The organism is Sanguibacter keddieii DSM 10542, from assembly GCF_000024925.1.
Classification (GTDB): domain Bacteria; phylum Actinomycetota; class Actinomycetes; order Actinomycetales; family Cellulomonadaceae; genus Sanguibacter; species Sanguibacter keddieii.
Genome location: NC_013521.1, coordinates 2,590,299 through 2,615,204 on the forward strand (window position 1 = coordinate 2,590,299; position 24,906 = coordinate 2,615,204).

The 24,906-nt window shown below is 72.4% G+C and carries 22 protein-coding genes; 3 read left to right on the plus strand and 19 right to left on the minus strand.

The genetic code is table 11. From position 1 onward, the window contains the following. Positions 1–3: 3 nt before the first annotated feature. The 5 genes from SKED_RS11420 to SKED_RS11440 all read right to left on the minus strand — a co-directional run bounded on the left by SKED_RS11420 (position 4) and on the right by SKED_RS11440 (position 6,579). Positions 4–2,802: an FtsK/SpoIIIE family DNA translocase gene (locus tag SKED_RS11420; RefSeq protein WP_081447978.1), complete on the minus strand. Its 2,799-nt coding sequence runs from the start codon at positions 2,800–2,802 to the stop codon at positions 4–6. 114 nt (positions 2,803–2,916) lie between these two features. Further along, on the minus strand, positions 2,917–4,065 hold the full coding sequence (locus SKED_RS20315) for a hypothetical protein (RefSeq protein ID WP_012867312.1): 1,149 nt from the start codon (positions 4,063–4,065) through the stop codon (positions 2,917–2,919). Positions 4,066–4,195: 130 nt separating this feature from the next. After that, positions 4,196–5,116, minus strand: a complete 921-nt coding sequence (gene dapA / locus SKED_RS11430; RefSeq protein ID WP_042438001.1) for a 4-hydroxy-tetrahydrodipicolinate synthase — start codon at positions 5,114–5,116, stop codon at positions 4,196–4,198. A 51-nt stretch (positions 5,117–5,167) separates the two neighbouring features. Beyond that, a complete protein-coding gene (locus SKED_RS11435; protein WP_052293888.1) occupies positions 5,168–5,752 on the minus strand; it encodes a dihydrofolate reductase in 585 nt (194 codons plus the stop codon). After that, complete coding sequence (locus SKED_RS11440) at positions 5,749–6,579, minus strand: thymidylate synthase (protein ID WP_042438003.1); 831 nt, start codon at positions 6,577–6,579, stop codon at positions 5,749–5,751. The genes SKED_RS11435 and SKED_RS11440 overlap by 4 nt, the downstream gene beginning before the upstream one ends. A 112-nt stretch (positions 6,580–6,691) precedes the next feature. On the opposite strand from SKED_RS11440, the gene SKED_RS11445 reads away from it, so the two are divergent. Continuing rightward, positions 6,692–8,164 (plus strand): NAD-dependent succinate-semialdehyde dehydrogenase, encoded by a 1,473-nt coding sequence (locus SKED_RS11445; RefSeq protein WP_012867316.1) that lies wholly within the window; start codon positions 6,692–6,694, stop codon positions 8,162–8,164. A gap of 23 nt (positions 8,165–8,187) precedes the next feature. Further along, entirely contained in the window at positions 8,188–8,703 is a 516-nt protein-coding gene (locus tag SKED_RS11450) for a GNAT family N-acetyltransferase (RefSeq protein ID WP_012867317.1), read from the plus strand. Between the two features lie 44 nt (positions 8,704–8,747). On the opposite strand, the gene SKED_RS11455 is transcribed toward SKED_RS11450, so the two are convergent. After that, positions 8,748–9,206, minus strand: a complete 459-nt coding sequence (locus tag SKED_RS11455) for a hypothetical protein (protein WP_012867318.1) — start codon at positions 9,204–9,206, stop codon at positions 8,748–8,750. Further along, positions 9,203–9,976, minus strand: a complete 774-nt coding sequence (gene dapB, locus SKED_RS11460; protein ID WP_281042664.1) for a 4-hydroxy-tetrahydrodipicolinate reductase — start codon at positions 9,974–9,976, stop codon at positions 9,203–9,205. Before dapB ends, SKED_RS11455 begins: the two co-directional genes overlap by 4 nt. A 58-nt stretch (positions 9,977–10,034) precedes the next feature. On the opposite strand from dapB, the gene SKED_RS11465 reads away from it, so the two are divergent. Further along, a complete protein-coding gene (locus SKED_RS11465; RefSeq protein ID WP_012867320.1) occupies positions 10,035–10,481 on the plus strand; it encodes a hypothetical protein in 447 nt (148 codons plus the stop codon). Positions 10,482–10,542: 61 nt separating this feature from the next. Here the strand turns inward: SKED_RS11465 and SKED_RS11470 are convergent, their stop codons facing one another. The 12 genes from SKED_RS11470 to SKED_RS11520 form a co-directional block, all read right to left on the minus strand. Next, on the minus strand, positions 10,543–11,868 hold the full coding sequence (locus tag SKED_RS11470; RefSeq protein ID WP_012867321.1) for a M16 family metallopeptidase: 1,326 nt from the start codon (positions 11,866–11,868) through the stop codon (positions 10,543–10,545). A gap of 1 nt (position 11,869) precedes the next feature. Then, the gene (locus SKED_RS11475; RefSeq protein WP_012867322.1) at positions 11,870–14,077 is read right to left on the minus strand and encodes a polyribonucleotide nucleotidyltransferase; all 2,208 of its coding nucleotides are present in this window, start codon (positions 14,075–14,077) and stop codon (positions 11,870–11,872) included. 223 nt (positions 14,078–14,300) lie between these two features. Then, a complete protein-coding gene (gene rpsO / locus SKED_RS11480; protein ID WP_012867323.1) occupies positions 14,301–14,570 on the minus strand; it encodes a 30S ribosomal protein S15 in 270 nt (89 codons plus the stop codon). Between the two features lie 168 nt (positions 14,571–14,738). Continuing rightward, positions 14,739–16,340 (minus strand): DUF6297 family protein, encoded by a 1,602-nt coding sequence (locus tag SKED_RS11485; RefSeq protein WP_012867324.1) that lies wholly within the window; start codon positions 16,338–16,340, stop codon positions 14,739–14,741. Between the two features lie 3 nt (positions 16,341–16,343). Continuing rightward, positions 16,344–17,030 carry an ABC transporter ATP-binding protein gene (locus SKED_RS11490; RefSeq protein ID WP_143755720.1) on the minus strand — a complete coding sequence of 229 codons (687 nt, stop codon included), beginning with the start codon at positions 17,028–17,030 and terminating at the stop codon, positions 16,344–16,346. 18 nt (positions 17,031–17,048) lie between these two features. Continuing rightward, the gene (locus SKED_RS11495; RefSeq protein ID WP_012867326.1) at positions 17,049–18,038 is read right to left on the minus strand and encodes a bifunctional riboflavin kinase/FAD synthetase; all 990 of its coding nucleotides are present in this window, start codon (positions 18,036–18,038) and stop codon (positions 17,049–17,051) included. 140 nt (positions 18,039–18,178) lie between these two features. Continuing rightward, positions 18,179–19,210: a tRNA pseudouridine(55) synthase TruB gene (truB, locus tag SKED_RS11500; protein WP_012867327.1), complete on the minus strand. Its 1,032-nt coding sequence runs from the start codon at positions 19,208–19,210 to the stop codon at positions 18,179–18,181. A gap of 22 nt (positions 19,211–19,232) precedes the next feature. Next, complete coding sequence (gene rbfA, locus SKED_RS11505) at positions 19,233–19,697, minus strand: 30S ribosome-binding factor RbfA (RefSeq protein ID WP_012867328.1); 465 nt, start codon at positions 19,695–19,697, stop codon at positions 19,233–19,235. A gap of 127 nt (positions 19,698–19,824) precedes the next feature. Then, a complete protein-coding gene (gene infB / locus SKED_RS11510) occupies positions 19,825–22,686 on the minus strand; it encodes a translation initiation factor IF-2 (RefSeq protein ID WP_042438005.1) in 2,862 nt (953 codons plus the stop codon). A gap of 91 nt (positions 22,687–22,777) precedes the next feature. After that, positions 22,778–23,185, minus strand: a complete 408-nt coding sequence (locus tag SKED_RS19540; protein ID WP_012867330.1) for a YlxR family protein — start codon at positions 23,183–23,185, stop codon at positions 22,778–22,780. Positions 23,186–23,195: 10 nt separating this feature from the next. Beyond that, positions 23,196–24,293, minus strand: coding sequence for a transcription termination factor NusA (gene nusA, locus SKED_RS11515; RefSeq protein WP_012867331.1), 1,098 nt, complete (start codon positions 24,291–24,293; stop codon positions 23,196–23,198). A 1-nt stretch (position 24,294) separates the two neighbouring features. Then, complete coding sequence (locus SKED_RS11520; protein ID WP_012867332.1) at positions 24,295–24,840, minus strand: ribosome maturation factor RimP; 546 nt, start codon at positions 24,838–24,840, stop codon at positions 24,295–24,297. Positions 24,841–24,906: the final 66 nt, after the last annotated feature.

Consider the following 24,906-nt stretch of genomic DNA (forward strand, 5'->3'; position numbering starts at 1 on the left):
GCGTCAGCGGACCGGGTTGCCCCAGCCGTCGTCGTCGGTGTCGGCGCTGTCGTGGTAGTCGACGGCCTCGGGTGGCATGTTCGCGCCGAGGTCCTCGTAGTGCGAGACCGGGGGGTCCTCCGCCTGCCCGTCGAAGGGGTCTCCCGGGGCCTGTGCCGGGCCGCCCGTCCCGTCGCCGCGGAGCATGGCGAGCGTGCCGGGCAGGTCGTCGGGCTGGACGAGCACGTCACGCGCCTTCGAGCCCTCCGACGGGCCGACGATCTCGCGGGACTCCAGCAGGTCCATGAGCCGGCCGGCCTTGGCGAAGCCCACACGCAGCTTGCGCTGGAGCATGGACGTCGAGCCGAACTGGGTGGTCACCACGAGCTCGGCTGCCTGGAGCAGCAGGTCGAGGTCGTCGCCGATGTCCTCGTCGACCTGCTTCTTGGTGGCCGTCACGGCGACGTCTGCCCGGTAGACGGGCTTCAGCTGGGACTTCACGTGCTCGACGACGGCGTGGACCTCGCTCTCCCCGACCCAGGCACCCTGGACGCGGATGGGCTTCGAGGCGCCCATCGGGAGGAACAGCGCGTCTCCCTGGCCGACGAGCTTCTCCGCGCCGGGCTGGTCGAGGACGACGCGCGAGTCGGCGAGGGACGACGTCGCGAAGGCGAGCCGGGAGGGCACGTTGGCCTTGATGAGGCCGGTGACCACGTCGACGCTCGGACGCTGCGTGGCGAGCACGAGGTGGATGCCGGCGGCGCGGGCGAGCTGGGTGATGCGCTGGATCGAGGCCTCGACGTCACGCGGCGCGACCATCATGAGGTCGGCGAGCTCGTCGACCACGACGAGCAGGTACGGGTAGGGCGCGATCTTGCGCTCGGAGCCGGGCAGCGGCTTGACCTTGCCCGACCGCACCGCGGCGTTGAAGTCGTCGATGTGCTTGAAGCCGAACATCGCGAGGTCGTCGTAGCGGGAGTCCATCTCGCGGACCACCCACTCGAGGGCCTCCGCGGCCTTCTTCGGGTTGGTGATGATCGGGGTGATGAGGTGCGGGATGCCCTCGTAGATCGTCAGCTCGACGCGCTTGGGGTCGACGAGCACCATGCGCACCTCGTCGGGGGTGGCGCGCATGAGGATCGAGGTGATCATCGAGTTGACGAAGCTGGACTTCCCGGCGCCGGTGGCTCCGGCGACGAGGATGTGCGGCATCTTGGCGAGGTTGGCCACCACGTAGCCTCCCTCGACGTCCTTGCCGACGCCCATGATCATGGGGTGCTCGGACCGGCGCGCGACGGCCGAGCGCAGGACGTCGCCGAGCACCACGGTCTCGCGGTCGGTGTTGGGGATCTCGATCCCGATCGCGGACTTGCCGGGGATCGGCGAGAGGATGCGGACGTCTGCCGAGGCCACGGCGTAGGCGATGTTCTTGCTGAGCGCGGTGACCCGCTCGACCTTGAGACCGGGGCCGACCTCGACCTCGTACCGGGTGACGGTCGGGCCACGCGTGAAGCCGGTGACCTTGGCGGCGATGTCGAACTGGTCGAAGACCCCGGTGAGGGCCTCGACCACGCGGTCGTTGGCCGCCGAGCGCACCTTGTGGGGGGCGCCCTTGACGAGCGCGTCCTCGTCGGGGAGCACGTAGACCGTGTCGCCGTCGAGCATGGGCTGCTCGCCCGGGGGCAGAGAGGTCGTGGGCGGGGCGTCGAAGACCCGCGCCGCGGGCGCGGCAGGCACCGTCTCGATCGCGGCGGTCGGCGCCTCGGCCGACGACGCCGTGGGCGCGTCAGGGGTGTCCTCGCCGTAGACCACGGCCGGAGCCATGAGCTCCGTCTCCGGGTCCGCGTAGACGTCCCCGCCGTCGGAGGCGCTCTCGAGCAGCTCGCGCTCGAGGGCGGCGGCACGCTCGAAGGCCTCGTCGCCCACGTACCCGCCGTGCAGCACGGCCGTGGCGTCGTCGTCGGCGTCCTTGCGTGCCTTGCGCGTCCGCCGGGTCTTCTTGACCGGTGCCGGCTCGGGGTCGGTGCCGTCGTGCCGGGACACGCCCTCGGCGAGGCGGAGGTCGTCGAGGTCGTCGTGCTCGTCGTCGTGCCGGGGCGCCTCGTTGCCCGTGAGGCGGTCGTAGACGGAGCGCAGACGGGTGGGGATGGCGTGGACCGGGGTCGCGGTGACCACGAGCACGCCGAAGAAGGCGAGCAGCAGCAGGATGGGCACGGCGACCCAGGTGCTCAGGCCGGCGGAGAGCGGGTGCCCGACGGCGTAGCCGACGATGCCCCCGGCCTCGCGGAGCTGCTCGAAGCCGTCGGCCGGGACGGGACGCCCCGAGCCGATGTGCACGATGCCGCAGACGGCGACGGTCACGGCGCACAGGCCGATGGTCATCCGGGAGTTCGCCTGCTCGCGGTCCGGGTGCCGCATGATCCGCACGGCCATGCCGAGCAGCACCACCGGGATGGCGATGGCGACGACGCCGACGGTCCCCGCCACGAGCACGTGCAGACCCTCGGCGACGGAGCCCTCGACCCCCCACCACTCGCGCGCGGCGACCACGAGGGAGAGCGCGAGCAGCACGAAGGCCAGCCCGTCCCGGCGGTGCGCGGGGTCGAGGTCGCGTGCCCCTCGACCGACGCGGCGGGCCGTCCCGCCGAAGAGATGGGCGATGCCCATGAAGAAGCCGCGCACCGCCCTGACGGGCCACGCGGGCCGGGTCGGCTCGGGCGCCTTCGCCGGAGGCTTCCTGGCAGCGGTCCGTGGGGCGGCCTTGGTGCCGCCTCTCGTGCCACCCGAGGTCGAGCGAGGGGTGGGTGTCGTCCGCGTAGCCATGACCGTCAATCTATCGGTGCCGGGCCCGGGATCGCCGGATCCGGGCGGTGCGTGTCCACGCACCCGGCCTGCGACCGGTGGGTGCAGGCCGGGTGCGTCGACAGGTCGTCCAGGTCAGCTGAGGGCGAAGAACGCCTCGGTGTCCTTGTTGACCCGGTCCCAGCCGCTGATGCGCCACACGCCGCCGTCGATCTTGTCGGTCGGGACGGTGACGCAGACGTTCCCGGTCACGGTCGCGTCGGTGTAGAGCTCCTGGCCGGTCTCGAGCTGGTTGGGCAGCGGCACGTAGCCGCACTTGTCTTTGTACGTGACGCCGTCCGACGACACGAAGACGTAGTCGAGCATGTACAGCGGCTCGCTGCCCTCACCGAGGTAGGTGATGGTCAGCGGCGACATGAGGTAGCTGTCGCCGTCGGCGGGCTCGTAGAAGCTCGACACGCTGCTGCTCGACTCGGAGATCTCGGCCCAGGCATCGGAGTTCGTCGCTGCGAAGGAGACCGTCCAGTCGCCCAGCGGCGCGGTCTCGCCCGGTGCGAGCGGCGAGGTGCGCGAGCCGCCGTCGCCGGAGACGGAGCCGGTGGCCTCGTCGGTCGGCTCGTCCGACGCGTCGTCGCTCGGGGCGACCGTCGGCTCGTCCGTGGCGTCGTCCGTGGTCGGGTCGTCCGTCGGCTCCTCGGTCGCCTCGTCCGTCGGCTCAGGGCTGGCCGACGTCGGTGCGGAGCTGGTGGGCGACGCGTCAGGCTCGTCCGAGCCTCCGAGCACCCCGGTCGCGAAGAGCACGGCGATGATCGCGCCGATCGCGACGAGGGCGATGATCACGGGGATGAGCCACTGCCGGCCTGCAGCCCGGCCGGGCTGCTGGCCACCGGGGCCACCCGGACCGCCGAAGCCGTTCGGGCCACCGGGCCCGCCGGGTCCCTGCGACCCCTGCTGCTGCCAGGACGGCGCCTCGGGCGAGCCCGACCACGCCGCACCGGGTCCGGTCGGGACGGGACCGCTCGGCGGCACCGCGCCGTGGTTCGGCGCACCCGGCGCGCCGGGTGCCTGGTAGGTCGGCATCGCCGTGGTCGGCGCCGACGAGGGGTCAGGCTTGGAGAACCTGGAGACGTCGTCGCCCTGCGGCGCGCCGGGAGCGTCCTCGACCCAGAGCTGCCAGCCCGCGGGCGGGGCCGGCCACGAGGGGTCCGGGCTCCACCCGGGAGGTGGTGTCCACCCGGCCGGAGCGGGAGGCCAGCCGGGAGGGGGGTTGAAGCGTGCGGTCATGGGGGGTCCTCCCGGAAGGTCGTGCTCGGCAAGCGTGGCGGAATCGCTGCCAGGGTATACGCACAGATCCGGGCCCGTCGCGGGGACGGGGAGAGGTCCCCACCTGGCCGACCGCGGTGGTCGGTACCGGTCAGCGCGACGTGGGGCCGTCGAGCAGGCCGACGGTGCGCAGCGCCTCGCGCACCGCGGCCGCCTCGGCGGGCGTGGCGTCGACCTGCGGGAGCCGCAGGCGCCCGTCCGGGACGAGGCCGAGGGCGACGAGGGCCGACTTGATCATGACGACGCCGAAGCCCCCGCCCATGACCGCGTCGATCACGGGGACGATGCCGACGAACAGCCCGGTCGCCCGCGCGTGGTCGCCGGCCTGGAAGGCGGCGCCGATCTCGACGAGCTCACGGCCGACCACGTGGCCGACGACGCTCACGAGCCCCACGGCACCGTGCGCCAGGAAGGCGAGGTACAGGGCGTCGTCACCGCTGTACCAGGCCAGACCGGTGCGCGAGATGTGCTGCGCGGCGGCGTAGACGTCCCCGGTGGCGTCCTTCACGGCCACGATCTTCTCGTGCTCGGCGAGGCGCGCGTAGGTGTCGCCGGTCAGCCGGACACCAGACCGGCCAGGGATGTCGTAGACCATCACCGGCAGGTCGGTCGAGTCGGCGATCGCGACGGTGTGCTGGACGATGCCCTCCTGCGAGGGGCGCGAGTAGTACGGCGACACCACGAGCAGCCCGTGCGCCCCGGCCGCGGCAGACTGCTCGGCCATGCGGATCGAGTGGTCGGTGTCGTTGGAGCCCGCGCCGGCCACCACCACCGCGCGGTCCCCGACCGCGTCGACGACGGCGCGGACGAGGTCGGCCTTCTCGGGCGCGTGCGTGGTGGGCGACTCCCCCGTGGTCCCGTTGAGGACCAGGCCGTCGTGACCGACGTCCACGAGGTGCGTCGCGAGGGAGACCGCAGCCTCCAGGTCGACCGCGCCGTCGGCGGTGAACGGGGTCACCATCGCGGTGAGCATCGTGCCGAAGGGGCGGGAGGGGGAGGTCGGGTGCGCCATGGTCATAACCTACCCGGCCGCTCCCCCGACCACGGCACCGCGCGACCGCGCTCAGGCGGTCGTGCCGGTCCTGCGGTGCTCGACGAACCTGAACCGCAGCCCGGTCCGCGAGGTCGACCACCCGTCCGCGTCGGTCGAGTCACCCACGACGGGTTCCGCGTCCCACCCGTCGCCGATCTCCGGGGCCCGGGTGTCCCCCTCGACCTCCGTGTCGATCTCGGTGACGACCAGCAGGTCGGCCTGAGCCAGCGCCTGGCGGTAGACCTCGCCGCCACCCATGACCCAGGTCCGGCCCGGGGCCGCGTCGGCGGCGACCGCGAGCGCCTCGTCGAGCGACCCGACCACCACCGCTCCGGTCAGCTCGAGGCCCGGCGACCGGGTGAGCACCACGTTGGTGCGCCCGGGGAGCGGACGGAACCTCTCGGGGAGCGAGTCCCACGTGGCGCGCCCCATGACGACGGCCGCCCCCGCGGTCGTCCTGCGGAAGTGCGCCCCGTCCTCGGGGAGGTGCCAGGGCATGGTCCCCCCGGCGCCGATGACACCGTCCCGGGCCTGCGCCCAGACGAGACCCACCCGCTGCGCGGGGACCGGCTGCGGCACCTCGGACGTCGTCGCGCCCGTGCACGGCTCCGTCATACCGCGACCGGCGCGGGGATCGTGGGGTGGTGCTGGTACCCCTCGACCGTCACGTCGTCGAAGGTGTAGTCGAACAGCGAGGCTGCCTGGCGCAGCTCGAGGCGCGGGAACGGGTAGGGCTCGCGGCCGAGCAGCTCCGCCACCTGGTCGACGTGGTTGTCGTAGACGTGGCAGTCGCCCCCCGTCCACACGAAGTCGCCGACCTCAAGACCGACCTGCTGGGCCACCATGTGCGTCAGCAGGGCATAGCTCGCGATGTTGAACGGCACCCCGAGGAAGAGGTCGGCCGAGCGCTGGTACAGCTGGCACGAGAGCCGGCCGTCCGCGACGTAGAACTGGAAGAAGGCGTGGCACGGCATGAGGGCCATGGCGTCGAGGTCGGCGACGTTCCACGCCGAGACGATCATGCGGCGCGAGTCCGGGTTCGTCCGCAGCGTCTCGAGGACCTGGGCGACCTGGTCGACGTGCTGGCCGTCGGGGGTGGGCCACGACCGCCACTGCACGCCGTACACCGGACCGAGCTCGCCGTCGTCGTCGGCCCACTCGTTCCAGATGCGCACGCCGTTTTCCTGCAACCAGCCGACGTTCGAGTCGCCCCGCAGGAACCACAGGAGCTCGCCGACCACAGAGCGCAGGTGCACCCGCTTGGTGGTGACGAGCGGGAACCCCTCCGACAGGTCGAAACGCATCTGGTGGCCGAAGACGCTCCGTGTGCCGGTCCCGGTACGGTCGCTCTTGCGGGTGCCGTGCGCCATCACGTGACGGAGCAGGTCCTCGTACTGCGTCGGGACGTCGGACGCTGGTGTCCCCACGGGCGTAGAAGTCATGGCCACCAGTCTAGGCCTGGCGACACCAGGGCTGGCGACGCGGCCCGAGCCTGCCGTGCAGCCCCTCCGTGCTCCCCGGGCGCTCGTCGACGCACCGTGCCCATACTGGGGCATGAGCAGCTCACCCCTCTCCCCCGCCGTCGCAGCCCACCTCCCCACGACGCTCCTCGTCGACGGTCGGTGGCAGCCGTCGAGCACCGGGGCGACCTTCGAGGTCTCCGACCCGTCGACGGAGGAGACGCTCTTCGACGTGGCGGACGGCTCGCCCGAGGACGGCGTCCGCGCTCTCGACGCCGCCCACACCCACGCCGAGGTCTGGCGCCGAGCCTCGCCCCGCACCCGGTCGGACGTCCTCCGGGACGTCTTCGACGCCCTCACCCACCGCGCCGAGGACGTCGCCGCGATCATCACCGCCGAGTGCGGCAAGCCGCTCGCCGAGTCGAGGGCCGAGGTCACCTACGGTGCCGAGTTCGTCCGGTGGTACGCCGAGCAGGCCGTCCGCGTCCCCGGTCTCGTCCGCACCTCCCCCGCCGGCGGTGGCACCCAGATGGTCCACCGCAGGCCCGTCGGCCCCGCGCTGCTCATCACCCCCTGGAACTTCCCCCTCGCGATGCTCACCCGCAAGATCGCCCCGGCGCTGGCGGCCGGCTGCACCGTGGTGGTCAAGCCTGCGCGGCTCACCCCGCTCACGACGCTCTTCGTGGCCGAGATCGTGCGCGAGGCCCTCGTGGCGCACGGCCTCCCCGGCGGGATCCTCAACGTGGTGCCGACGTCGTCGTCCCGTGAGGTCACGGGACCGCTGCTCGCGGACCCACGGCTCCGCAAGCTCTCCTTCACCGGGTCGACGCCGGTCGGCCGCTCTCTGCTTGAGAGCGCTGCGGGCGGGGTGCTCAAGACCTCGATGGAGCTGGGCGGCAACGCGCCCTTCCTCGTGTTCGGCGACGCCGACCTCGACGCCGCCGTCGAGGGGGCGATGGTCGCCAAGATGCGCAACTCCGGCCAGACCTGCGTCGCGGCCAACCGCTTCCTGGTCCACGAGTCCGTCGCCGAGGACTTCACCGACCGGCTCACCGCAGCCTTCGACGCGCTGGTGGTCGGTCCGGGCACGCAGGACGGCGTGACGGTCGGGCCGCTCATCGAGGCGGCTGCGGTCGAGTCGGTCGACGCGGTCGTCCAGTCCGCGGTCGACGCCGGTGCCCGCGTCCGCACCGGCGGGAGCGCCCCCTCGGGCCGCGGTCACTTCTACCTCCCGACCGTCCTCGACCGGGTGCCGCGCGACAGCACCGTGGTCACGGACGAGACCTTCGGCCCGGTCGCCCCCGTCGTCACCTTCGGCTCGGACGACGACGGCATCGAGCTCGCCAACAGCACGGAGTACGGGCTGGTCGCGTACGCCTACACGCGTGACCTCGCCCGTGCGCTGCGCCTGTCCGACTCCCTCGAGGCGGGGATGATCGGGATCAACCGCGGTCTGGTCTCCGACGCGAGCGCGCCCTTCGGCGGGCTCAAGCAGTCCGGTCTGGGCCGCGAGGGCGGCGAGGCCGGGCTCGACGAGTACCTCGAGACCGTCTACGTCGCGATGTGACGGCCAGCCGGTAGGGTCGCGCCATGGCACTGTTCACCGAGTCCGCAGACGTCTCCGTCCGCCCGTCGCTCCCGGAGGACGCCGACCACGTGGTCCGCGTCCAGGTCGAGGCGTGGCGAGCGGCGCACGGCGAGGCGCTGGGCGACGACGCGCTCGCCGCCCTCGACGTCGAGCAGATGCGCGAGCGCTGGGAGACGGCGATCGCGTCGCCGCCCGGCCGGGACTTCGCGGTGCTGGTCGCCTGCGAGCGGGCAGACGTCGTCGGTTTCGTGGCCGTCGCGCCAGGACAGGTCGTGGCGCTCGAGGTGCTGCCTGTCGCCCAGAGGGCGGGGCACGGCTCACGGCTGCTCGCGGCAGCCGTCGACCGCCTGCGCGCCGACGGGGCCGACGACGTCACCACCTGGGTGCTCGAGGGCGACACCGCCCGCGAGGCGTTCTTCGCCGGTGCGGGTCTGGCCGAGGACGGCCGGTCGCGCGTCCTGGACGTGGCCGGGCGACCCGTGGCCGAGCGCCGCTGGTCGGCGTCGCTCGCCCGCTGACCGCGGGCGAGGTCGGCACGTCGGCCGAGGGCGAGGTCTGCGCGTCAGCGCGCGCGTCGCTCGGTCCGGAAGAACCCGGCAGCGGTCCGCAACGACGACCGGGCGCGCTTGCGGTCCCCCGACGCGTCGTAGGCGAAGGCCAGCAGGTACCAGGCGCGCCAGCTCTCGGGCTCGGCCTCGACACGGTCGCGGTACTCGCCGAACTGCGCGTCGGCGGCCGAGCGGTCGATCCGACCTCCGGGCGAGCGCGGCAGCGTGTCGACCGGCAGCTCGCCGTCCGCGGCGAGCACACCGGCCATGCGCTGCACCGTGACGCCGGTCCACCACTCACGGACCAGGAGCGCGACGACGAGGACGGGCAGGACGGCGACGCCCAGGCCGAAGACCACGGCGACCGGCTCACCGGTCTGGACCAGCGCGACGACCCGGCCGAGCACGGCCACGACGTAGAGGGCGAGGAGCGCGGTGACGGCGATCGCCCCGAGGAGCGGGCGGATCTTCACGAGAGGTCGAGCACGTTCTCCAGGCCGACCGTGAGGCCGGGCCGGGTGACGACCTCGCGGATCGCGAGCAGCACCCCGGGCATGAAGGAGACCCGGTCGAAGGAGTCCTGCCGGATGACCAGCTGCTCCCCCTCGTTGCCGAGCAAGATCTCCTCGTGGGCGACGAGCCCTCGTAGGCGTACCGCGTGCACGCGCACGCCGTCGACGTCCACGCCGCGGGCCTCCAGGCCCGTCTCGGTCGCGTCAGGGCTCGGCGCGACACCGGCCTCGCGCCGTGCAGCGGCGATCGCGGCGGCGGTGTGCCTCGCGGTGCCGCTGGGGGCGTCGATCTTGTCGGGGTGGTGCAGCTCGACGACCTCGACCGACTCGAAGAACCGTGCCGCCTTGGCCGCGAAGGTCATGGCGAGGACGGCGCTGAGGCCGAAGTTCGGGGCGATGAGCACGCCGACCGAGACTCCGTCGGCGGCCCGTGCGGCGAGCTGGTCACGGATCCGCCCGCGGCTCTCGTCCGTCCAGCCAGTGGTGCCGACCACCGCGTGGACGCCGACGTCGACGAGCGTGCGCACATTGCCCTCGGTCACGGAGGGCACCGTGAAGTCGACCGCGACGTCGACACCGTCGAGGCTCGACGCGAGGTCGTCGCCGGCGCGCACCGTCGCGACGAGCTCCAGGTCCGGGGCGGCGTCGACGGCGGCGCAGACCGCGCGTCCCATGCGGCCGTCGGCGCCGAGCACCGCGACCCTGATCGTCTGAGAGGGCTGTCCAGTCACGGGCGCCAGCCTATAGGCCAGCGCTCAAGTAGCGTGCGCCGGGAGCCGATGGAGGGGTGTGCGCACCTCACACCACGACACCTCGGCCGCTGACAGCCGGCTCGAGCGCGACCTGCGACGGAACGTCGCGGTCGCGGCCTGGGGGCTGGCGCTCGCCGTGGCGGCAGGCGCACTCCTCCTGGCACCGGGTGCGCCGCAGGCGCCCTCGACGTCTCTGGCAGCCGGCATGACGGCGGTCGTCGCGGTCGGGATCGGGGTCACCGGGACCGCAGCACGCGGCCTGGTGTCCACCAGCATCCTCTCGATGCTCCTCACCGAGCCCACAGCACTCCAGCTCCAGGCACAGGCACAGGCACAGGCACAGGCACAGGCACAGGCACAGGCACAGGCACAGGCAGAGCATGCCGCACAGGACTCTCCCGAGACCCGCGCTGCTGACCCGCTGCGTCCCGTGGAGCGCCCCTGGGAGCACAGCGCAGCCGCCGTCGGCAGCGCCCCTCTCTGACCGAGAGCGGTGCTGGCGACGGCGGCTGCAGAGGCCGGAACGGTCCTGCCGACGGGCGCCGTCAGTCTCCGAAGGGACCGACGCGGACCGTGGACCGCGGGCGGTCTGCGAGGTCCTTGGCGAGAGCCTGGACCTCCTCGGCGGTGACCGAGCGGATCCGCTCGAGCGACTCGGCGACGCTGAGGAGCTCGCCGGTGACGAGGTCTGCCTTGCCGAGGCGGCTCATGCGCGAGCCGGAGTCCTCGAGGCCGAGCACGAGGCCGCCGGAGAGCTGCCCGATGCTGCGTGCGAGCTCGGAGGTGGTGATCCCCGAGTCGGCGAGCTTCTCGAGCTCGACGACCATGAGCTCGCTCACTTCGTCGATCTTGGCCGGTGCGCAGCCGGCGTAGAGACCGAAGGTCCCGATGCCGCCGTGCCCGGACGCGAAGGAGTACGTCGAGTACGCCAGGCCCCGCTTCTCGCGGATCTCCTGGAAGAGCCGCGACGACATGCCGCCGCCGAGGACGGCGGAGAGCACCGACATGACGAAGCGGCGGTCGTCCGTGGCCGAGAGCCCGGTCGAGCCGATGATGACGTTGCCCTGCTCGACGGACCTGCGGACGGTGAGCTCCGTCCCGACCTCGCCGACACCGGTGATGTCGGCGGAGTCGCGGCGTGCCCGGGGCGAGGCCCCGGCTGCGAGGTCCCAGCCACCGTCGGTGAGCGCCTGCGCCACCTGGGCGCAGAGCGCGTCGTGGTCGACGCCGCCGGCGGCCGAGATGACGAGCGTCTCGGGCCGGTAGTGCCACTGGTAGTGCTCCCACACCGCGGCGCGCGGGACGGCACGGATGGTGTCGGGGGTCCCGCCGATCGGGCGCCCGAGGGCGTGGCCGGCGAGGACCGCAGCCGCGAACTCCTCGTGGACGACGTCCGCGGGGTCGTCGTCGTTCATCGCGAGCTCTTCGAGGATGACGCCACGCTCGGTCTCGAGCTCGGCCTCGTCGAGGCGCGCTGAGGTCACCATGTCGGTGATGACGTCGACCGCCATGGGCAGGTCGGAGTCGAGCACCCGCGCGTAGTAGCAGGTGTGCTCCTTGCCGGTGGCGGCGTTGGCCTCACCACCGACGGCGTCGAAGGCCTCCGCGATGTCCATCGCGGTGCGGCGCTGCGTGCCCTTGAAGAGCAGGTGCTCGAGGAAGTGTGTCGATCCGAAGTGGCCGCTGGTCTCGTCTCGAGAGCCGACGCCCACCCAGGCACCGAGGGTTGCTGACCGCAGGCCCGGCATGTGCTCGGTGAGCACCCGGACCCCGCCGGGCAGGACGGAGCGACGGATCGTCGCACCGTCCTGCCCGGCGGTCAGCTCGTTCGCCGGTGAGCCGGCGGGGTCGAGCGGCAGGTTCCAGGGCACGTCAGGTGTCAGCCTGCCCAGCCTCGGCCTCGTCGACCACGGCGTGCAGCGACAGCTTGCCGCGCGGGTCGACCTCGCCGATCTCGACCTGGACCTTCTGGCCGATGGACAGGACGTCCTCGACGTTCTCCACGCGCTTGCCACCGACGAGCTTGCGGATCTGGCTGATGTGCAGCAGCCCGTCCTTGCCCGGCGAGAGGGAGATGAAGGCACCGAAGGGAGCGATCTTGACGACCGTCCCGACGAAGCGCTCGCCCACCTCGGGCACGTGGGGGTTGGCGATCGCGTTGATCGCTGCGCGGGCGGCCTCTGCGGAGGGGCCGTCGGTGGCACCGATGTACACGGTGCCGTCGTCCTCGATGGAGATGTCCGCGCCCGTCTCCTCCTGGATCTGGTTGATCATCTTGCCCTTCGGGCCGATGACCTCGCCGATCTTGTCCACGGGGACCTTGACCGCGATGACGCGAGGAGCGTGCGGGCTCATCTCGTCGGGCACGTCGATGGCCTCGCCGAGCACGTCGAGGATGGCGAAGCGGGCGTCGCGGGCCTGGGTCAGCGCGCCGCCGAGGACCGACGCGGGGATGCCGTCGAGCTTCGTGTCGAGCTGGATGGCCGTGACGAACTCACGGGTACCGGCGACCTTGAAGTCCATGTCGCCGAAGGCGTCCTCGGCTCCGAGGATGTCGGTGAGCGCCGCGTAGCGGGGCTTCCCGTCGACCGTGTCGGAGATGAGGCCCATCGCGATGCCGGCGACCGGGGCGCGCAGCGGCACACCGGCGTTGAGCAGCGAGAGGGTCGAGGCGCAGACGGAGCCCATCGAGGTGGACCCGTTGGAGCTGAGCGCCTCGGAGACCTGACGGATCGCGTAGGGGAACTCCTCGCGGGTCGGCAGGACGGGGACGAGGGCGCGCTCGGCGAGGGCACCGTGCCCGATCTCACGACGCTTGGGGCTTCCCACACGGCCGGTCTCACCGGTCGAGTACGGCGGGAAGTTGTAGTTGTGCATGTAGCGCTTGCGCGTCTCCGGGCCGAGCGAGTCGATCTGCTGCTCCATGCGGAGCATGTTGAGGGTGGTGATGCCCATGATCTGGGTCTCGCCACGCTCGAAGATCGCGGAGCCGTGCACGCGGGGGACGACCTCGACCTCGGCCGAGAGGGTGCGGATGTCCGCGAGCCCACGACCGTCGATCCGGACGCCGTCGGTGAGGACGCGCTGGCGGATGAGCTTCTTGGTGACGGAGCGGACGGCTGCGGACAGTTCCTTCTCGCGCCCCTCGAACTGACCGGCGAGGGCCTCGAGGGCCTCTGCCTTGATCTCGTCGAGGCGGTTCTCGCGGTCCTGCTTGTCCGCGATGGTGAGCGCCTGGCCGAGCGGCGTGGCGACCTGCGCCTCGATCGCGGCGTAGGCGTCGTCCTGGTAGTCGAGGAACAGCGGGAACTCGCGGACCGGCTTGGCAGCGCGGGCGGCGAGCGCGGCCTGCGCCTCGCAGAGCTGACGGATGAAGACCTTCGAGGCCTCGAGGCCCTCGGCCACGACCTCCTCGGTCGGGGCGGCGACGCCCTCGTCCTTGATGAGGGTCCAGGAGTTGTCGGTGGCCTCGGCCTCGACCATCATGATCGCGACGTCGTCCCCGGCGACACGACCGGCGACGACCATGTCGAAGACGGCCTTCTCCTTGTCGGAGTACTTGGGGAACGCGACCCACTGGCCGTCGACGAGGGCGATGCGCACCGCGCCGACCGGGCCGGAGAACGGCAGGCCGGAGAGCTGGGTGGACAGCGACGCGACGTTGATCGCGAGGGTGTCGTACGCGTCGTCAGGGTGTGCGGCGAGGACGGTCACGACAACCTGGACCTCGTTGCGCAGGCCCTTGACGAAGGTCGGGCGGAGCGGGCGGTCGATGAGGCGGCACGTGAGGATGGCCTCCGTGCTGGGGCGACCCTCGCGGCGGAAGAACGAGCCGGGGATGCGTCCCGCGGCGTACATGCGCTCTTCGACGTCGACCGTCAGCGGGAAGAAGTCGAACTGGTCCTTGGGGTGCTTGCCGACCGTGGTGGCCGACAGCAGCATCGTCTCGCCGTCGAGGTACGCGGCGGCCGAGCCGGCTGCCTGGCGGGCCAGGCGGCCCGTCTCGAAACGGACGGTGCGGGTGCCGAAGCGCCCGTTGTCGATGACTGCTTCTTCGAACTCGATCTCGGGACCCTCCACGGGTGCCCTCCTGTTCTGCGAGTGTCCGCGGCGCACACCGCGCGGCGGTCTTCGATCGAGGTCCACGGACGTTCCTCGCGCGCGTGCGCGGGTCCGTGAGCCACTACCGAGGACCGGACGACGCGGTCGGAAGCGGACGGTGGGTGATGAGTGTGCAGCGATTCCTCAGTGATACCGAACTAGCCCGGCCCCAGAAGATGGGACCGGGCTAGTGATCAGGCTATCAGCGACGCAGGCCGAGACGGCCGATCAGCGTACGGTAGCGCTCGATGTCGACCTTCTGGAGGTATCCGAGGAGGCGACGACGCTTTCCGACGAGGAGGAGCAGACCACGACGGGAGTGGTGGTCGTGCTTGTGCTCCTTGAGGTGCTCGGTGAGGTCGAGGATGCGCTGCGTGAGCATCGCGACCTGGACCTCGGGCGAACCGGTGTCACCCTCGGTCGTGGCGAACTCGGTCATGATGCGCTGCTTCGTGGCAGTGTCGAGGGGCACGGCTCTCCTTGTGTGTTCTCGTTGCGCGGTGCTCCGGGGCATGTCCACCCGAGCTCTCTGGTTCCGCGGCCGATCTAACGGCTGTGCAAGTCTAGCAGGGCTGCGGTGCCAGCAGGACAGCGCTCAGGAGCAGCGGCGCAGGGCCCGGGACACGCTCTCCTCCGGACGCTACCGCTGGTCCGTCGCCGGCACGGACGACGCCACGAGCACCGCGACGACGGCCACGAGCGTCTGCGCGACCAGCAGCACCGGTGTGACGGTCCCCGCGACGAGCGCGACACCGACCGGGACCACCACGAGGAGCGCGAGGTCCGGGCCGCGCGCGGCCGAGACGACCGCCCCTGTGGGGAGCGCGCCCGCCGGGGTCGCCAGCAGGGGCGCCGACCAGTCCGGCGGCTTCCGGTAGGCGCCGCGCACCGCGGCGGCCCCGAACCCTGCCCCTGCGAGGGCGAGCAGCAGGACCCAGGACCAGAGCGCGCCGTCGAGCCCGCGCACCGCAGCGGCCAGCGAGGTGACCACGACGACCGCCGAGGTCAGGGCGGGCACGACGGTCCGCACCAGCCGGGTGCTGCGCGACCCGAGCGGCAGCATCGCGTCGAGGGCCGGGACGACGTCGGCCTCGGCCGCCCCGCGCGCGCCGGCCTGCGCGGCGCGCAGGCCCACGACGGCCGCCACCACCACGAGGCCACCTCCGGAACCGAGCGCCGGGACCTGCTGCGCCACCACGGCGGCGCCGGCGAGCGCGGCGGTCCCGAGCAGCACCCCCGGAGCCCGGACGAGCGCGAGCACCTCGGAGTGCAGCAGCGCTGACGCCGGTCCGCGCGCGAGCCGCAGCCGACGGGACGCACGTCGAGGCCGGCCGGGACGACCGCGACCGAGCGCCCGGGCGAGCTCGCGCGTGTCGAGCGACAGCGCCGACGCCCCCACGTGCTGCGCGGTGCCGGCGCGCTCCGCCAGCACAGAGGCCTCGACGCGGCCGAGCGTGCGCCGCCAGACCACCGCCGCCACGAGAGCCGACGCAGCGACCAGGAGGGTCACGACGAGGGCGACGGGTGGGCTCAGCGCGTCGAGACCTGCCGCTCCCCCGGCCCGGTCGGCAGCAGCCGGCACGTCCAGGTCCGGGCGGACGCCACCCACCACCACGGCGACCGCCCCGAGCAGCGGCACGAGCGCGACCAGCCCGTCGGCGACGCGCTGCGCAGGGCGCCCACGACCACCGGCCTGGAGCAGGCCGACCGACGCGACCACCAGCGCCCCTGTCGCCGCGCCGAGCAGCGAGACTGCCCCGAGCGTCCCCAGGGTCGGCGGCATCCCGGTGACCACCGCCACCAGGGTCGCGGCGACAGAGGTACCGACGGCCCAGGCCCCGAGCGCAGCCCACCAGCTCCCGACGAGCAGCCCCGACCGGTCCACCGCGGTGGGGACCCACCAGCGCAGCCCGGCGTCCGAGACCCCGACCGGACCGAGGCGTGCGGCGAGGCTCCCCGCCAGCGCGGCGACCGCGGCCCAGAGCAGGAGACGCACGACGCCGAGGGACAGGACAGGTGCCGCTGCGTCCCCTGCTCCGGGGAGCGTCAGGACGCCGCGGACCGCGTCGGCGGCCCCCACGACCAGCCCGACCACGACCGCCGTGCACACGACCGCGGAGGCGACGGTGCTGAGGACCTCAGCCGCGCCCGAGCCGGAGCGCGCCGCGGCGGCCCGCGCCGTGAGGCGGCGGAGCTCACGCCCGGAGAGCTGCTCCGACGGGTCGGTGACCAGCGGGTGCACGTCTCAGAGCCCGGCTGCGAGGAGCTCGCAGGCCTCTGCCGAGGACAGCACCCGCGACTCCTCCTCGGCGACGAGCAGGGCGGGGCTCCCGGTCTCGCGCAGCAGCGTCTCGTCGTGCGTGGCGTAGAGGACGGCGCCCCCGCGAGCGGTCTCGTCCCGGAGCAGCCGGGCGAGGGTCCGGCGCATCCGCACGTCCAGCCGCTGCTCGGGCTCGTCGAGGACGAGGAGCTCACGGGGGCGGACGAACCCTGACGCGAGGAGCAGGCGACGTCGCTGCCCCGAGGACAGCGCGTCGGGGAGCGTGTCGCCCTGGTGGGCGATGCCGACGACCTCGAGGACCTCGTCCACGACACGGCCCGCCTCGGCGACGCCGAAGCCGCGGGCGGTGAGGACGAGGTGCTCGCGCGTGGTGAGCCCGGGGAAGTACGCGTCGGCGTCGAGCACCCCCGCGACCGCAGCACGGAACCGCCGGTCGCGCTCGTCGACCTCCCGGCCGAGGACCTCGACCTGTCCTCCGAGCGGGGGCAGCAGGCCGAGGACGGTGCGCAGCACGGTGGACTTCCCGCTGCCGTTGGCCCCGATCACCGCGAGGCTCTCCCCGCGGCGCAGGACGAGGTCGACAGGTGCGCACACCCGGACGTCGCCGTATCCCACCTCGAGGCCGCTCGTCTCGACGACGACATCGCCCACGCCCCCGCCGTGCACGGGCTAGCCCTCCGTGGTGCCTGTGCCGGAACCGTCGGTCGCAGGCGCGACAGGGAGCAGGATGTCCCGTGCCTGGACCACGTCGGCCGTCATCTGCTCGACGAGCGCGTCCAGCCCGTCGAACCTCAGGGTCGGCCGCAGCCGCTCGACGAGCTCGACGAGGATCTCCTCGCCGTACAGGTCGAGGTCGGTGCGGTCGAGCACGTAGGCCTCGACGCGGCGCTGGAGGCCGTCGAAGGTCGGGTTGGTCCCGATCGAGATCGCCGCAGGGAGCGGGGTCGGGTCTGCAGACGTGGGACGACGCACCCAGCCTGCGTAGACGCCGTCCGCCGGCACGATGCCCTGCGCGTCCTGGCTGAGGTTCGCCGTGGGGAACCCGAGGTCGCGGCCCCGGGCGTCGCCGTGCACGACCTCGCCGCGCAGGCGGTGCGGGCGGCCGAGGATCTGCGCGGCACCGGCGACGTCACCGGCCAGCAGCAGCTCACGGACCGCGCTCGACGACCAGCGCGGGGCCGGTCCGTCTCCGACGTCCTGGATGACGTCGACCACGAAGCCGTAGCGCTCCCCCAGCGAGACCATGGTCTCGAGCGACCCTGAGTTGCCGAGCCCGAAGCGGACGTCGCGGCCGACGGCGACGCACACGGCACCGAGCGCGTCGACGATGTACCGCGAGACGAACTCCTCGGGCGTCAGGCCGGCGAGGGCCAGCGAGTACGGCAGCACGAGGACCGCGTCGATGCCGGTCTCCTCGAGGAGCAGCAGGCGGTCCTGGAGCCCGGTGATGAGCGGTGGGGCCTCGTCGGGGCGATGCACCTGGGCCGGGTGCGGGTCGAAGGTGATGGCCACGGAGACCGCCTCGAGCTCGGCGGCGCGCTGGACGAGGCGACCCAGGACCTCGACGTGACCCGCGTGGACGCCGTCGAAGTTGCCGATCGTCACGACGGACGGTCCGACCCCCGCGGGGATCTGGTCCAGGTCGGTCCACAGCTGCACTGAAGGCTCCTCGAGCGATGTCCGGATCAGTGTCCCTGACCGGTGACGGGCTGGTCGGCGTGCGAGGCACGCCTGGACTAGGGTGCCACGCCGGGCTCGACGGGGCGCAATCCGCCCGTGCCGGGGCGGCGGGCGTCGACCTAGGTGGACGCCTGGGACGGCGCGAAGACGATGACCGGCTTCGCCTTGACGTGGCCGCTGCGCGTGACGTCCTCGACGAGGGCGACGAGCTCGTCCTCGGGCGAGAGCGCCGCGGTCGTCCCGGAGGCGCCGGTCGGCTCGAGCCACTGCCCGTACGAGAGCGCGACGACCTCCTCGGCCGTGAGCACCCGCACCGGGAAGGTCCCCCGGGCCGCGTCGGCCAGCGGGAGGGTCGCCAGCGTGCCGTCGGCGTCGGCCTGGGACTCCAGCTCCTCGAACGACCTGGCCGCGTCGAGCGTGTACCCGCCGACGCGCGTCCGGCGCAGCGCGGTGAGGTGGCCCCCGACGCCCAGGTCTGCCCCGAGGTCACGCGCCAGGGCACGGATGTAGGTGCCCGACGAGCAGACCACGGTCACGTCGACGTCGAGCACGGTGGTCGTGGTGGTGGCCGTCCCGGCCTCGCTGTCGCCCTCGACCGTCACCTCGACCTCACGCACCGCGTGCACGTCGAAGCGGCTGATCGTCACCGTGCGGGCGTCGAGGGCCACGTCGGCGCCCGACCGGACGAGCGCGTAGGCGCGCTTGCCGTCCACCTTGATGGCGCTCACCGAGCTCGGGACCTGCTGGATCTCACCGGTGAGGCGGGCGATCCCTGCGGCGACGGCGTCGGCAGCGACTCCCGCGGCACCGGGGGTGGTCAGCATCTCGCCCTCGGCGTCGTCCGTGGTGGTCGCCTGCCCGAGGCGGATCGTCGCGGTGTACTCCTTGTCGGTGCCGACCACGTACGTCAGCAGCCGCGTCGCGCGCCCGACACCGAGGACCAGCACCCCGGTCGCCATCGGGTCGAGGGTCCCGGCGTGGCCGACCTTGCGGGTCCCGGCCAGTCCGCGGGTCCGCGCGACGACGTCGTGGCTCGTCCAGCCCGCCGGCTTGTCGACGAGCACGAGCCCGTCAGGCGCGGTGGGCCTGCGCGGGCGGACCGGACGGTCTGCCCGCGCACGGGGGCCGGTGGTCGGTGTCTCGTGCGTCATGAGATCTCCGTACCTGCGTGGTTCAGGCGGTGGGAGCGGGGGCGGGCACGTCGCCCTCGCCGTCCTCGTCCTCGCCGTGCTTGTACGGGTCCTCGTCGCCGGCGTAGGTCGCGTTCTCGCGCAGGGCGACGAGCTCGGCGTCGCGGCGTCGTGCCTCGAGCAGCGCCTCGCCGAACTTCTCGGCGATCTCGGGGACCGAGTCGAGGTGGAACTCGAGGGTCGGCGTGAGGCGGATCCCGGTCTGCTTGCCGACCTCGGAGCGGATCATGCCCTTGGCGCTCTCGAGGGCGGCGGCCGTCCCGGCCCGCGACTCCTCGTCACCCATGACGGTGTAGAAGACCGAGGCGTTCTGCAGGTCGCCCGTCACGCGGACGTCCGTCACCGTCACGAAGCCCAGGCGCGGGTCCTTGATCCGGGTGTCGAGCATCTGGGCGACGATGACCTGGATGCGGTCGGCGAGCTTGCGTGCCCTGGGGTGGTCGACCATGACGGTTCCTTTCGTCCTGCAGCCGGTCCTGCGCTGCACGTGCACTTCTGGCAGATGAGATGAAGACGCCGGCCTGCGTCGGGCGCACCTCGAGGGTGCGCCCGACGCAGGCCGGCTGGGTGAGGCCTTACGAGCGCGGCTTCTCGCGCATCTCGAAGGTCTCGATGACGTCGTCGACACGCAGGTCGTTGTAGGACCCGAGGCCGATACCGCACTCGTAGCCCTCGCGGACCTCGGTGGCGTCGTCCTTGAAGCGCTTGAGCGACTCGACCGAGAGGTTGTCCTCGACGACCGTCCCACCACGGAGCACGCGCGCCTTGGTGTTGCGACGGATCGTGCCGGACCGGACGAGGCAACCCGCGATGTTCCCGAACTTCGAGGAACGGAAGATCTCGCGGACCTCGGCGGTGCCGAGCTGAGCCTCTTCGTACTCCGGCTTGAGCATGCCCTTGAGAGCAGCCTCGACGTCGTCGATCGCCTGGTAGATGACGGAGTAGAACTTGATGTCCACTCCCTCACGGTCGGCGAGCTCGGCCACGCGCTCGCCGGTCTTCACGTTGAAGCCGATGATGATCGCGTTGTCGACCGTCGCGAGGTTGACGTCGTTCTGCGTGATCGCACCGACGCCGCGGTGGATGACACGCAGGTCGACCTCGTCGCCCACGTCGATCTTGAGCAGCGCGTCCTCGAGCGCCTCGACGGCACCGGAGACGTCGCCCTTGAGGACGAGGTTGAGGGTCTCGACCTTGCCCTGCTGGAGCGCCTGGGTGAAGTCCTCGAGGCTGATGCGCTTGCGACGCTTGGCCAGGAGGGCTGCACGCTCGGCCGCCTCACGCTTCTCGGCGATCTGACGGGCCGTGCGGTCGTCCGGAGCCACGAGGAACGTGTCACCGGCGCGCGGCACCGACGTGAGGCCGAGGACCATGACCGGGCGGGCCGGGGTGGCTTCCTCGACGGGCTCGCCGTGCTCGTCGAACATCGCACGGACACGGCCGTAGGCCGTCCCGGCGACGATCGAGTCGCCGACGCGCAGCGTGCCCGACTGGACGAGCACCGTCGCGACGGCACCGCGTCCCTTGTCGAGGTTCGCCTCGATGGCGACACCGCGAGCGTCCTTGTCCGGGTTGGCCCGCAGGTCGAGGGCCGCGTCGGCGGTGAGCAGCACGGCGTCGAGGAGGTCCTCGATGTGCAGCCCCTGGCGTGCGGAGACGTTGACGAACATGGTGTCGCCGCCGTACTCCTCGGCCACGAGGTTGTACTCCGTGAGCTGCTGGCGGATCTTGTCGGGGTTGGCCGACTCCTTGTCGATCTTGTTCACCGCGACCACGATCGGCACGCCGGCGGCCTGGGCGTGGTTGAGCGCCTCGATCGTCTGCGGCATCACGCCGTCGTCGGCCGCGACCACGAGGATCGCGATGTCGGTGACCTGCGCACCACGTGCACGCATGGCGGTGAACGCCTCGTGACCCGGGGTGTCGATGAAGGTCAGCGCGCGGTCGACGCCCTCGTGCTCGTGGTGCACCTGGTAGGCACCGATGTGCTGGGTGATGCCACCGGCCTCGCCCGAGACGACGTCCGTCTTGCGGATGGCGTCGAGGAGGCGCGTCTTACCGTGGTCGACGTGACCCATGACGGTCACGACGGGCGGACGGGCCTCGAGCTCGTCGTCGCCCTCGGCGTCCAGCTCGGCGTCGAGGTCGATGTCGAAGCCGCCGAGCAGCTCGCGGTCCTCTTCCTCGGCCGAGACCATCTCGATGACGTAGCCGAGCTCTGCGGCGAGCGACCCGAAGGTGTCCTCGTCGAGGGACTGCGTCGCCGTGGCCATCTCACCGAGGTGGAACAGCACGGTGACGAGGCTCGCGGGGTTCGCGTCGATCTTGTCGGCGAAGTCGTTGAGGGACGAGCCGTGACGCAGACGGACGACGGTGCTGCCGTTCCCGCGAGGGACCTGCACACCACCGAGCGACGGTGCCTGCATCTGCTCGAACTCTTGACGCTTCGCGCGCTTCGACTTCCGTCCTCGGACGGGACGCCCACCGGCACGGCCGAAGGCACCCTGGGTGCTGCCACGACCGGCACCACCGGGACGACCGCCGCCACCAGGACGACCTGCGAAGCCGCCGGGTGCTCCACCCGGAGCGCCGCCGGGACCACCCGAGCCGCCGCCGGGGCGACCCTGGTACCCACCGCGTGCGCCGCCCGGTGCTCCACCGGGACGGCCACCGCCGCCGCCGGCACGCTCGCCGGGACGACCCACGGCCGCGCTGCGGCCGGGCATCATGCCCGGGTTGGGGCGTGCCCCACCCGGACGCGGTGCGCCGGGACGAGGACCGCCGGTGCGCTCGCCGGTGTTGGCGGCCGGGGCCGCCGGGTTGACGTTCTCCGTGCGCTCGGTGCGCTCGGGACGCTGTCCGGGCCGGGGCATGCCCTGGCTCGTCGCGAAGGGGTTGTTCCCCGGGCGGGGCGTGCCGGAGCGCGGCTTGTCAGAACGCGGCATCCCCTGGCTCGTCGCGAAGGGGTTGTTGCCGGGACGAGGCGTGCCGGGGCGCGGGGCGGGCGTGCCACCCTGTGCGGCCGGACGCGGGGTCTCGGTCGGTGCCGGGGCAGCAGGCTTCTCGGCCGCTGCCTCGGGAGCAGGGGTGCTCTCGGCCGCAGGAGCGGCCGGTGCGGGTGCCGGGGCCGCCGGGGCGGGCGCCGACGGTGCTGCGGGCGCAGCAGCCGGGGCTGCCTGCTCGACCGGCGCGCTCGGGGCGGGCGCGGCCGGGGCCGGCTTCCCGGGACGAGGGCCGGACGGCTTGCTCGCCGCGGGCTTGGCTGCACCGTCCTGCTGCGCCGCCGGGAAGGCGTCGCGCAGCTTGCGAACCACGGGGGGCTCGATGGTCGATGACGCTGAACGGACGAACTCACCGAGCTCGGTGAGCTTCGTCATGATGGTCTTGCTCTCCACCCCGAGCTCTTTTGCGAGCTCGTAGACGCGGACCTTTGCCACAACTCTCCTGTCTTGGTCCACCCAAGGCAGGGAGGACCGTCGTTAGTGCTGGGAACTCATCGCTGAGTACTCATCGGGTGCCCATCGGCTTCTAACCCGCTTCCTTGTCGACGTGTCGTGCTCCCGGAGGACATGGGTCCACCGGGATGGTCAAGCCGTTGATGGCGATGTCGTGCGGGACGCGAAGTGCACGCTGGAACGCCTTCCGGGCGATCGCTCGCTCGGCGCACCCGGCGTCGTCGTGCAGCCAGGCACCGCGTCCCGACCGTACGCGCCGGGGGTCTGCGACCACGCCAGGGCTGGCGCCGTCCTCGTCTCCCCGGCTCATCACGAACCGGATCATCTGCGACTGGGCATCTCGCTGCCGGCAACCGACGCACGTCCGCACCGGGCCGACCGGCTCAGAACCGGGGTTCTGGGGCTCAGCGGACCGTACGGGGACACGTGAGGAGGCCGGGCGTGGTGACCCAGACCTGTCCAGTCTAGCGTGCCGACCCACGTGTGCCGACCTACCGCGGGTCCGAGGACGTCGTCGAGGCGTCGTCGGAGCCCTCGGCGCCGCCGCCGTCGGAGCGGATGTCGATGCGCCAGCCGGTGAGCTTCGCGGCCAGACGGGCGTTCTGGCCCTCCTTGCCGATCGCGAGCGACAGCTGGAAGTCCGGCACGATGACGCGGGCTGCGCGGGCGTCGGCGTCCACGACCGTCACGGAGATCACAGTCGCCGGCGACAGCGCGCTCGCCACGAAGGCCGCAGGGTCGTCGTTCCAGTCGACGATGTCGATCTTCTCGTCGTGCAGCTCGGCCATCACGGCGCGCACGCGTGAGCCCATCGGGCCGATGCAGGCACCCTTGGCGTTGAGGCCGGAGACCCGTGCCCGCACCGCCATCTTGGTGCGGTGCCCGGCCTCGCGGGCGATCGCGACGATCTCCACGGAGCCGTCGGCGACCTCGGGGACCTCCATCTCGAAGAGCTTGCGCACGAGGTTGGGGTGCGTCCGGCTCAGCGAGATCTGCGGGCCCTTCATGCCGCGCGACACGTCGAGGACGTACGACCGCAGACGCTCGCCGTGCGTGTACTTCTCGGTCGGCACCTGCTCGTGCGCCCCGAGGACCGCCTCGGTGCCGCCGACGTCCACGAGCACGACGCGCGGGTCGCGGCCCTGCTGGATGATGCCCGAGACGAGCTCACCCTCCTTGTCGCGGAACTGCCCGAGCACCTGGTCGTCCTCGGCGTCGCGCAGGCGCTGCATGATCACCTGACGAGCCGTCGAGGTCGCGATGCGGCCGAAGTCCGTCGGGGTGTCGTCGAACTCGGGACCGAGGGTGCGGACGACACGGGTCGTCGGCGCCTCGTCGTCCTCCGTGCCGTCGGCGTCGTCTCCGTCGCTGTAGCGCGGCTCGACCGGCTCCTCGGTCTCGATGTCCTCGCGCGCCCAGACCGTCACGTGGCCGGACTTGCGGTCGATCTCGACCCGCGCGGTGCGCTGCGCGCCCGGGGTCCGCTGGTAGGCCAGCGCCAGCGCCTGCTCGATCGCGGAGACCAGCACGTCGAGGCTGATCTCCCGCTCGCGCTCGAGGAGGCGCAGCGCGCTCATGTCGATGTCCATCTCAGCCCTCACCATCTGTGCGGTCGGTGTCTTCCGAACCGTCGAAGTCTTCGAAGTCGCTCTCGTCGACCGAGGCGGCCCGCTTGAGCTCGACCTCGACCTGCCCGCTGCTCACGGCCGCGAAGGGCACCTCGTGCGGTGCGCCGTCGGCGCCCTCGAACACGAGGACCTCGTCCTCGACCGAGGTCAGGCGCTCGGTGAACGGCGCGCCCTCGACGAGGGTCACCGCCACGAGACGTGTCCGCGCGCGCTTGAAGTGGCGCAGCTCGGTGAGCGGGCGGCTCGTCCCGGGCGAGGTCACCTCGAGCGTGAACTTGCCGGGGAGCGCGGGGAGGGTGTCGAGCGTGTCGGAGATGACCCGCGAGACCTCGGCGACCTGGTCGAGGCCGAGGGCACCCGTCTGGTCCTCCGTGAGGTCGAGCACGACCCGCACGACGGTGCGTGCGCCCGCCGGGGCCACCTGGACGTCCTCCAGGACGAGCCCTGCGCTCTCGACCCCTGGTCGGACCGCGTCCGCCACCTGCTCAGCGATCGGCGATGCTGCCATCTCTTCACTCCCTGTCGGCTCCACAGCCCACCAGGCATGGATCAGACCGGTGTGCTGTTGTTCTCG